The organism is uncultured Vagococcus sp., from assembly GCF_963518325.1.
GTDB lineage: Bacteria > Bacillota > Bacilli > Lactobacillales > Vagococcaceae > Vagococcus_D.
Genome location: NZ_CAUQJB010000011.1, coordinates 116,915 through 125,678, shown reverse-complemented (window position 1 = coordinate 125,678; position 8,764 = coordinate 116,915). Strand labels below are relative to the sequence as shown.

The 8,764-nt window shown below is 40.4% G+C and carries 8 protein-coding genes; 7 read left to right on the top strand and 1 reads right to left on the bottom strand.

The features are described from left to right. Positions 1–71: 71 nt before the first annotated feature. The gene (locus tag RWN13_RS11310) at positions 72–776 is read right to left on the bottom strand and encodes a MurR/RpiR family transcriptional regulator (protein WP_314063471.1); all 705 of its coding nucleotides are present in this window, start codon (positions 774–776) and stop codon (positions 72–74) included. 196 nt (positions 777–972) lie between these two features. Between RWN13_RS11310 and RWN13_RS11305 the strand changes: the two genes are divergently transcribed. The 7 genes from RWN13_RS11305 to RWN13_RS11275 all read left to right on the top strand — a co-directional run bounded on the left by RWN13_RS11305 (position 973) and on the right by RWN13_RS11275 (position 8,760). Further along, positions 973–2,460: an FAD-binding oxidoreductase gene (locus tag RWN13_RS11305; protein ID WP_314063469.1), complete on the top strand. Its 1,488-nt coding sequence runs from the start codon at positions 973–975 to the stop codon at positions 2,458–2,460. 59 nt (positions 2,461–2,519) lie between these two features. Beyond that, positions 2,520–3,308 (top strand): electron transfer flavoprotein subunit beta/FixA family protein, encoded by a 789-nt coding sequence (locus RWN13_RS11300; protein ID WP_314063467.1) that lies wholly within the window; start codon positions 2,520–2,522, stop codon positions 3,306–3,308. Further along, positions 3,305–4,228, top strand: coding sequence for an electron transfer flavoprotein subunit alpha/FixB family protein (locus RWN13_RS11295; RefSeq protein WP_314063465.1), 924 nt, complete (start codon positions 3,305–3,307; stop codon positions 4,226–4,228). The genes RWN13_RS11300 and RWN13_RS11295 overlap by 4 nt, the downstream gene beginning before the upstream one ends. 175 nt (positions 4,229–4,403) lie before the next feature. After that, positions 4,404–5,180, top strand: a complete 777-nt coding sequence (locus tag RWN13_RS11290; protein WP_314063463.1) for an SDR family oxidoreductase — start codon at positions 4,404–4,406, stop codon at positions 5,178–5,180. A 126-nt stretch (positions 5,181–5,306) separates the two neighbouring features. Further along, on the top strand, positions 5,307–6,749 hold the full coding sequence (locus RWN13_RS11285) for an FGGY family carbohydrate kinase (RefSeq protein ID WP_314063460.1): 1,443 nt from the start codon (positions 5,307–5,309) through the stop codon (positions 6,747–6,749). A 271-nt stretch (positions 6,750–7,020) separates the two neighbouring features. Beyond that, the gene (locus RWN13_RS11280) at positions 7,021–8,127 is read left to right on the top strand and encodes an ABC transporter ATP-binding protein (RefSeq protein WP_314063457.1); all 1,107 of its coding nucleotides are present in this window, start codon (positions 7,021–7,023) and stop codon (positions 8,125–8,127) included. Between the two features lie 9 nt (positions 8,128–8,136). Then, positions 8,137–8,760, top strand: a complete 624-nt coding sequence (locus RWN13_RS11275; RefSeq protein ID WP_314063454.1) for an ABC transporter permease — start codon at positions 8,137–8,139, stop codon at positions 8,758–8,760. The last annotated feature ends 4 nt before the right edge of the window (positions 8,761–8,764 follow it).

Here is an 8,764-nt window from a genome sequence, read left to right as displayed (position 1 = left end):
CATTCTCTCACTGCTTAATCGATTTTTTTATTCGACAGATTCTTCGCCATCAACACCATTTGACAAAGAGCCTATTTATTTAATTCCCGAATGACTTCCTCAATAAACATGAATAAAATAGTTCGTGTTTTTTCATGAGAGGCCAATGTCTCTTCTTGTTGGGATTTAGTTAGATAGATGATTTCATTGTTATCCAGTAAAAGAGCCGGATTTAATTCTTCAATCACCAACAGAGCTTTTGCTTGCTGGTGATTAGCCTCTTCAAACAGGGAATCAAATTGAGCGAATTTTCCAGCAACAGAAAATATCAGTAATAAGGTGTTTTCTGTTAGTAAATTGGGAATCATCGAAGGTTGTGTGGCACGAATAACATGTTTTTCGACGGTGTAAGTTAATTTATATTCAAAGTATTCCATGCAAATATTGGTTGGTCCATAGCCAAACAAGATAATTTTATCGTAGGTTTTAATCAGCTCTGCCAAATAAGTGGCCGTGGAAGAGTCAAAGTTTTCCATAAAGTCTTTTATACGAGAAAACTCACTGTTCATCTTCTTTTGTTTAACCAGTTCTTTACCGGTGATAAAACGAGAGTATTCTTTGTATCCTGAAAAACCGACTTTTTTGACAAATTTGGAAATTTTTGATGGTGAAACACCTGCTAGGGCGGCAGCTTCAGTGATTGTTAGAGGGTTTGTTTTACTTTCTTCGCTTAATAGTTTATGAATGGTTATTTCCAGATCATTTAAATGATTCAACTGTATTCTTATTGTAAGCACCTCCAGATAAATTATGTCTAAAGCATAGCACAGAGCAGTATTAAAGAGCAAATTATATGGAAAGTTTTCCGTTTATAGGTAATAAAACTGTTTTAAATGGAAAATCTAATCAAACTTTAATGTAAAGTGGATTTATTAATTGTATACTGAAATCAAGAAAAGCGCTTTCTGATAAAAAATGAATGGAGCTAGTTGAATGAATTCTGAAACATTGATAAAAGAAACGATTGTTGCAAATGTTAAAAAGATTGTCTCTGATGAGCAAGTTGTGACGGATTATGAAACCCTGTATGAGGCGTCTTCTGACCGTTACCGAAAATACGCAAAGGCCAAACGGGTGTTGGATAATCCAATACCAACAGCGGTTGTTTACCCCCATAATGTGAATGAAGTCAGAGACTTGCTGATGTATGCTAATGACAATGACTTAAATGTCATTCCTCGAAGTGGGCAAACAGCGACAGAAGGGGGCCTTGAAAACTGGAAAGAGTTGGCTTTGGTAATTGATGGTTCCAGAATGAACAAGATTATCAATATCGATCCTTACAATATGCAAGCAACAGTTGAAGCTGGTGTTAAACTGCAAGATTTAGAAGATGAATTAAGAAAAATCGGCTATACTACAGGTCACTCACCACAATCTAAACCAGTGGCGCAGTATGGCGGCTTAGTTTCTACCCGTTCAATTGGTCAATTTTCAACCTTGTATGGTGGAATTGAAGATATGGTTGTCGGTTTAGAATGTGTCTTCCCTAATGGGCATATCTCGCGGATTAAGAATGTTTCCAGACGTGCAGGTGGTCCGGATATTCGTCATATCGTTATTGGGAATGAAGGGACGCTTTGCTACATTACAGAAGTCACAGTGAAAATCTTTAAGTACTATCCGGAAAATAATAAATTCTTTGGCTATCTAGTCAACGATGTGGAAACAGGGATTAAAGTCCTGCGTGAAGTCATGACGAATGGTTATCGTCCGTCGGTTGCCCGGACTTATTCGCCAGAGGATGCTCGCCAGCATTTCTATCATTTTTATGAAGACAAATGCGTGTTAATCTTTATGGCAGAAGGACCTAAAGGCATCGTCGAAGCGACAGGCGTGGGAATTGAAGAAGCTGTCGAGAAATTCAAGGATGGGGTCTATAAACAAGTAGATAGTCAATTAATTGCTAATTGGTTTAATCAATTAAACTGGACGCAACAAACCATTGACGATGAAGTCCAAGGGATGATCGACAACGATAAGCACGATGGCTTTACAACTGAAATTTCAGCTGATTGGGAAACCATTCCAACCATTTACAACAATGTCATAGCTCGCATTCGAACAGAGTTTCCACGAGCCAATGATTTAACGATGCTCGGCGGTCATTCGTCACATAGTTACATCAATGGAACCAATATGTATTTCGTTTATAACTATACGATTAATTGTGAACCCGAGGATGAAATGAAAATTTATCATCACCCAATTCAAGCCATTATTGTAGAGGAGACCTTAAAATTAGGCGGTTCGATGTGTCACCATCATGGTATTGGGAAATATCGTAATGAGTGGACTAAAGAAGAGCATCAATCAGCTTACTACATGTTGGAAAGTTTAAAAGAAGTCTTTGATCCGAAAGGTATTATGAATTATGGCACCATCTACCCTGTCCAAGAAGGGTATAAATATCAAAAATAGCCGGTCATTTGCGCAAGGGGATCCACCCTTCACTGGCAATAGATTAGGAAGAACCTTCAATGAACATCATGTGTTTAGTTAAATTTGTTCCCGATACTGAGCAGTACGAATACGATTATGAGACCGATAAAATAAATCGTGAGAAGTCCCGCATGATTCTCAATCCTGATGATCGAAACGCCTTGGCTTGGGCCTTGGCGTACAAAAAAAAGAATCCAGAGACAAGGGTTAATGTGCTGACGATGGGACCGTCCAGACAGACCGAAGAACTCAAAAATATCATTCGCATAGGTGCGGATCAGGCCATTTTAATCAGTGACAGTCTGTTTGCAGGGAGTGATTCCCTTACGACCAGTCTGGTCTTGGCCACGTATCTCCGTTCACAGGCAGTTGATTTGATTTTGACAGGCACCCATACCTTAGATGGTGGCACGGGACATATTGGACCACAAGTTGCCGAATTATTAGGGATTAACCACTTCTCAAATATCCGATCCGTTGAAGAGGTTAATCAAGATTTTTCTGTTGTAGAAGCCATTCAAGATGGTAGCAGTATTCGATTGAAGCTGCAAAATCCAAGTGTCTTAAGCTTGACCAGTCAGATGAATTTGCGCTTAGGTTTCGTTAGATATGATTCTATTGACAAAAATGTTGATAGCCAATTCTCTCTAGTAACAAACGAAACTCTGGGACTTGCGAAAAATCAGGTTGGTCGCAAAGGCTCTCCCACCAAGGTACGTCAAAATGTAATGGCTAAGCGACAAAAAGTGGCTCAAAAACGAGTCAAAGTGGATGATGAAGGCATCACAGAAGTTATTAATTATTTAAAAGAAAAGGCGTATTTATGATGTTTAACTCACTTATTATCATCGACAACGAAAATATCATGGATTCAATTGATTTAATAGACGTGGCAAATCAGTTAGCTGGCACACAGCAGTCAGTTGTCAGCGGCTTAGGCATTAATTTGGTGAATAAAGACTTAAAAGGATTTGATTCACTCATTTGTGTGGATTTGCCAGACATACAGCTGAAAGACAGTCGTGTTTTAACGGATATTATCCAACAGGTTCAACAAACGTATGATTTTGATAGTGTTATCGTCTTGGCAACAGACTTTGGACGGATGGTCGCCCCACGGGTGGCCATGCGGCTAGAGGTTGGGCTGGTGGCGGACATTACAGCGATTGACAGTAATGAAAAGGAAAGACGGTTAATCCGTCCAGCTTTTTCAGGAAATATGCTGGCTAGTATCGTCTGTGAATCCACACCGATTATGGCAAGTGTTCACCCTAATGTGTTTCATTTTAATGGAACAAAGGAACCAAAGGTCAGTGATTTTGTCATCAATGAATTGAAACCGTCCTCAATTGAAGTGTTAGCGGTTGCTCAGGAAACAGGCAGTCATGACATTCGAGAAGCTGACGTTATTGTAGCAGCAGGAGCTGGTTATCAGGCGGATGTGACGGACTTAAAGGAAATCGCTCATAAATTAAAGGGCGCAGTTGCGGTCTCGAAACCGTTGGTTGAACAAAATCGAGCCTCAAGGGAGATTCAAGTTGGTCAATCAGGTAAAACCGTCAGCCCACATCTGTATATTGCCCTTGGTATCTATGGTTCCATGCAGCATGTTGAGGGGCTTAAAAATGTCAAAGATATTATTTCAGTGAATACGGACGAAGGCGCTCCGATGAATTATTTAGCTAATTTAGTCGTCATTGGTGATGCAATCGAATTTATTAACAAACTAACAGCAAGGCTACAGTAGGTAAGATTTACTGGGATATAGTTTCTCTTAAATAATCACCTCTTTATCGTTAAACGTTCAGTTGGAAAACACTGAACGTATCACTCTTTTTGTTACAGATAATTTAATGAAACGCTATGTCTGAGTATTTAACATGAGGTATCTAACTTAAACTAAAAGAAAAGAAGGTAATTAGATGGAAATTCAAGACTTTAAGATGAACCTGTTTACAATGAAAGGTAAAAATGCGATTATCACTGGCGGGAATACGGGCTTGGGCCAAGCTTTTTCATTGGCTTTAGCAGAAGCTGGGGCGAATATTTTTATGCCGTCTATTATGCCCGATGATCCGGCCTTTAATCAAACGTTACAGGAACGTGGCGCGAAAACGGCTTATATGTATGCTGATATTACTAAAGAGGGCGTCCCTAAAGAGATTATTGACAACTGCGTTGCAGAGTTTGGGTCAGTTGATATTTTGATCAATTGTGCGGGGATTTGTCCAGTGGCAGATGTTTTAAGCTACGGCCGAGATAAGTGGGATGCCACGATTAATATTAACTTAACAGCAGCTTTTGAAATGAGTCATGAAGCAGCGAAACACATGATTCCTCAAAAGAGTGGCAAAATCATCAATATTTGTTCGTTGTTTTCATTCCTTGGTGGTCAATGGGCGCCGGCTTATGCAGCTTCAAAACACGGGATTGCTGGTCTTACGAAAGCATACTGTGATGAGTTGGCTCAGTATAATATTCAAGTGAATGGGATTGCTCCTGGTTACTTTAAAACGGCAGTGGCTCAAGCGTCAATCGAAGACACAGAGCGGAATAAATGGATTGTGGATCATACACCAGAAGGACGTTGGGGAGATGTGGCTGATTTAATGGGCGCCACTGTATTCCTAGCATCAGAAGCCTCTCACTTTGTGAATGGTCATATCTTAACCGTTGATGGTGGCTTTTTGGTCAGATAATTAAAGGCGCGACTGTGTTGAACAAAAGAGTGAGCAATGGCAATTTTTATCACCTGCTCATTCTTTTTTGTTCAATATGAGACAGATTAGGGCGTTAATCATCTAAAAACACATAAGGAGAACGTTATGGAAAAACAATATATCGTTGGCATTGATGGCGGCAGTCAAAGTACCAAGATTGTGATATTTGATCTTGAAGGCAATATTGTAGGCGAAGGAAAAGAAAATTTACGACCAATGCACTTGGCAAAAGACGGCGTCGTGGAACATCCGGGTGATGATTTGTGGGACTCACTCTGTTCAGCTGCACAAAAAGCAATGGAACAGTTTGGTTTGCGGAAAAATAATATTGTGGGGATTGGGCTGGGCTCAATCCGTTGTTGTCGAGTACTCTTAAAGGAAGATGGCTCACTAGCTCAACCAATTATTAACTGGATGGATAAACGGACAGCAACACCTTATGTTCATGATAATCCAGCAGTTAAGTATGTGACCTCGACTAATGGTTATTTGACTCATCGCTTAACAGGCGAATTTAAAGATAATATCGGCAATCACTTTGGGCAATGGCCAGTGGATTATGACACCTGGCAGTGGTCATCAGATAAAGACGTGTTGGATCACTTTAATCTGCCAAAAGAAATGCTTTTTGAAGTGGTAAAACCAGGTGATATTTTAGGGCATATTACTAAAGAAGCCAGTCAAAAAACGGGTTTTCCTGAAGGGCTGCCTTTAATTGCCACAACTAGTGACAAAGCCGTTGAAGGCTTAGGAGCTGGTCTGATTCGTGACACTAGTGCATTTGTTTCATTGGGAACTTATATAAGCAGTATGGTAACAGGAGCTGAGATGCCAAAAGATTCTGTTAACTACTGGGGGATCATGTCTTCGATTCCCAATAAATATGCTTACGAAGGCTATGGCATTCGTCGTGGTATGTGGACAGTTTCTTGGTTTAAGGATCTTTTAGGTGAAAAAATCAGCATTCGGGCGAATTATCAGGGCGTGTCGGAAGAGGAGTATCTCAATGAACAAGCTCAGCATGTGCCAGCTGGCAGTGATGGTCTGATGACCGTCTTGGATTGGCTGGCTAATCCTTGGGAACCTTTTAAACGTGGCATGATGATTGGCTTTAATGCTCATCATGACTACCGCTATATGTATCGCTCGATTTTAGAAGGTATTGCTTATACCATGAAAAATAATGTGATTAACATGACAACGGAGTTAGGTAAAGAGATTGACGAGGTCATCATTACCGGCGGTGGCTCCAATAGTGAGCTGATGATGCAAATTTTTGCAGATGTTTTTAATTTGCCAGTCAAGCGTAATGTGGTCAATGGCAGTGCCAGTGTGGGAGCAGCTATTAATGCTGCCGTAGGCTTAGGGATTTATGACAGCTATGAAGAAGCCGTTGCTAAAATGGTTAAGGTCAAAGATGTGTTTTCACCTATTCCGGAAAATGTTGCGATTTATCAGCAACTCAATGAAGGTGTTTATCAAAATTTAGCCACACACACCGATAAGGTTTTGGAAAAGACCTTTGAAATCTTACATCCAGACAAGTAACGAGGGATATCTTGCCATGCCACTGATGATTAACAGAGCAATGAGTGGGACTGTCACCTTCTGTTCAGCTGAAAGGTTAACGGTTGTTGAAATTTAGGCTGGCGGAATGGTTTTTTCATAGGTATGATAGTTGTGACTGGCACCATCTGTAGACGAAAGCCTGTCAGAGAACTGGCAGCAAACGTTAAAGGACTAAATGCTGGTTTGGCGTTTAGCCTTTTTCCGTATTCTCTAAGCAAAGGCTTAGGATATGAAAGAGAGGAGGGGCGAGATGATTGAATTTATCGGAGTGGAAAAACATTACGGTGGTGCCACAGCAGTAAAAAAAATGGATTTAACCATTGCTGACAACCAATTTATTTGCATCATTGGCACGAGTGGCAGTGGGAAAACAACTTTGCTGCGGATGATCAATCGGATGATTGAACCTTCGGCAGGGACCATTAACATTAATGGTGAAAGTACGACTAGCCTCAATGAAGATGAGCTTAGACGAAAGATCGGTTATGTGATTCAAAATATTGGGTTATTTCCTCATATGACGATTCGTGATAATGTGATGATTGTGCCTAAATTATTGAAATGGACCGACAGTCAAAAAGTGGGAATTGCGGAAGAGTTAATTCAAAAAGTTGAGTTACCCCTTGATTATCTGGATCGTAAACCGAAAAATCTATCAGGAGGGCAACAGCAGCGGATTGGGGTCATTCGTGCTTTAGCAGCAAATCAGGATATTATTTTAATGGATGAGCCTTTTGGCGCTTTGGATCCGATTACCAGAGAGGCGCTTCAGGAGATGATAAAAAAACTGCAACAGGAGATGCAAAAGACCATCGTTTTCGTGACCCATGATATTGAAGAAGCTCTTAAATTGGCGGATAAAATCATTATTATGGATCACGGAAACGTTGTCCAGTACGATACAACAGAGGCTATTTTAAATCATCCCGCCAATGAATTTGTGGAAGAATTATTAGGAAAACGTCAACGGCAAAGTTATATTGGCAATGATTTGCGAGTGGCGGATTTAATGACTAGTCAAGTGGAATCAATTTCCTTAAGTCAGTCAATTCTGTCAGCAATCCGCCAAATGACGGCTAAAAAAGTCGATTCCTTGTTAGTGGTTGACGATGATCAACATCTAAAAGGATTTATCGATATTAAAGGCATTCATCATGTGGATAAAAAGAAAACGGTCTATGAGATCATGGAGACTGAAACTGCCTGTGTTAATCAACATGAAAAAGTCAGAGATGTGGTAGAGCCGTTATTGAATATGGAAGTGAAGTATTTACCGGTTGTTGATGACGACAATCGGTTAGTCGGAATCATGACACGCTCCTCCTTAGTGTCATTGATTTACGAACAATTGAAGTAGGTGAACGTATTGAGACAATTTTGGCAGCAATATGGCGGGGAAATTCTCTTAAAATTATGGGAGCATCTGTCGATTTCATTTAGTGCAATCATGCTCGGCGTTATCGTGGCCATTCCTTTAGGGGCACTGTTAACCCGCTTAAAAAAGGGATCGGAAACGATTATTAATATTGTTGGTTTTTTTCAAACAATCCCATCATTAGCGTTATTGTCGCTGATGATTCCTATTTTTGGTATTGGCAAACAGTCAGCCATTGCGGCCTTGTTTTTGTATTCGCTGTTACCTATATTGCGGAATACGTATGTGGGCATTCGAGCGGTGGATCCAGTCTATTTAGATGTAGCCAAAGGCATGGGAATGTCCAAGTGGCATCGTTTGGTACAAGTCGAGCTGCCTCTGTCTTTTAGTGTGATCCTTTCTGGCATTAAAATGTCAGCGGTGTATGTTATTTCATGGACAACGTTAGCCGCTTATATTGGAGCTGGTGGCTTAGGGGATTTTATTTTTAATGGCTTAACCTTATATCGCCTTGATTTAATTATGATGGGGACGATTCCGATTACGCTCCTTGCTTTGGCGACAGATGGCGCTTTGCGCTATGTTGAAAATCGATTAATTGTGGAACGAGGGTGATCGG

Excerpts from the sequence above, each read along its gene's own strand:
- RWN13_RS11305 (WP_314063469.1), top strand. The coding sequence starts at position 973 with ATGAATTCTGAAACATTGATAAAAGAAACGATTGTTGCAAATGTTAAA.
- RWN13_RS11300 (WP_314063467.1), top strand. The coding sequence starts at position 2,520 with ATGAACATCATGTGTTTAGTTAAATTTGTTCCCGATACTGAGCAGTAC.
- RWN13_RS11295 (WP_314063465.1), top strand. The coding sequence starts at position 3,305 with ATGATGTTTAACTCACTTATTATCATCGACAACGAAAATATCATGGAT.
- RWN13_RS11290 (WP_314063463.1), top strand. The coding sequence starts at position 4,404 with ATGGAAATTCAAGACTTTAAGATGAACCTGTTTACAATGAAAGGTAAA.
- RWN13_RS11285 (WP_314063460.1), top strand. The coding sequence starts at position 5,307 with ATGGAAAAACAATATATCGTTGGCATTGATGGCGGCAGTCAAAGTACC.
- RWN13_RS11280 (WP_314063457.1), top strand. The coding sequence starts at position 7,021 with ATGATTGAATTTATCGGAGTGGAAAAACATTACGGTGGTGCCACAGCA.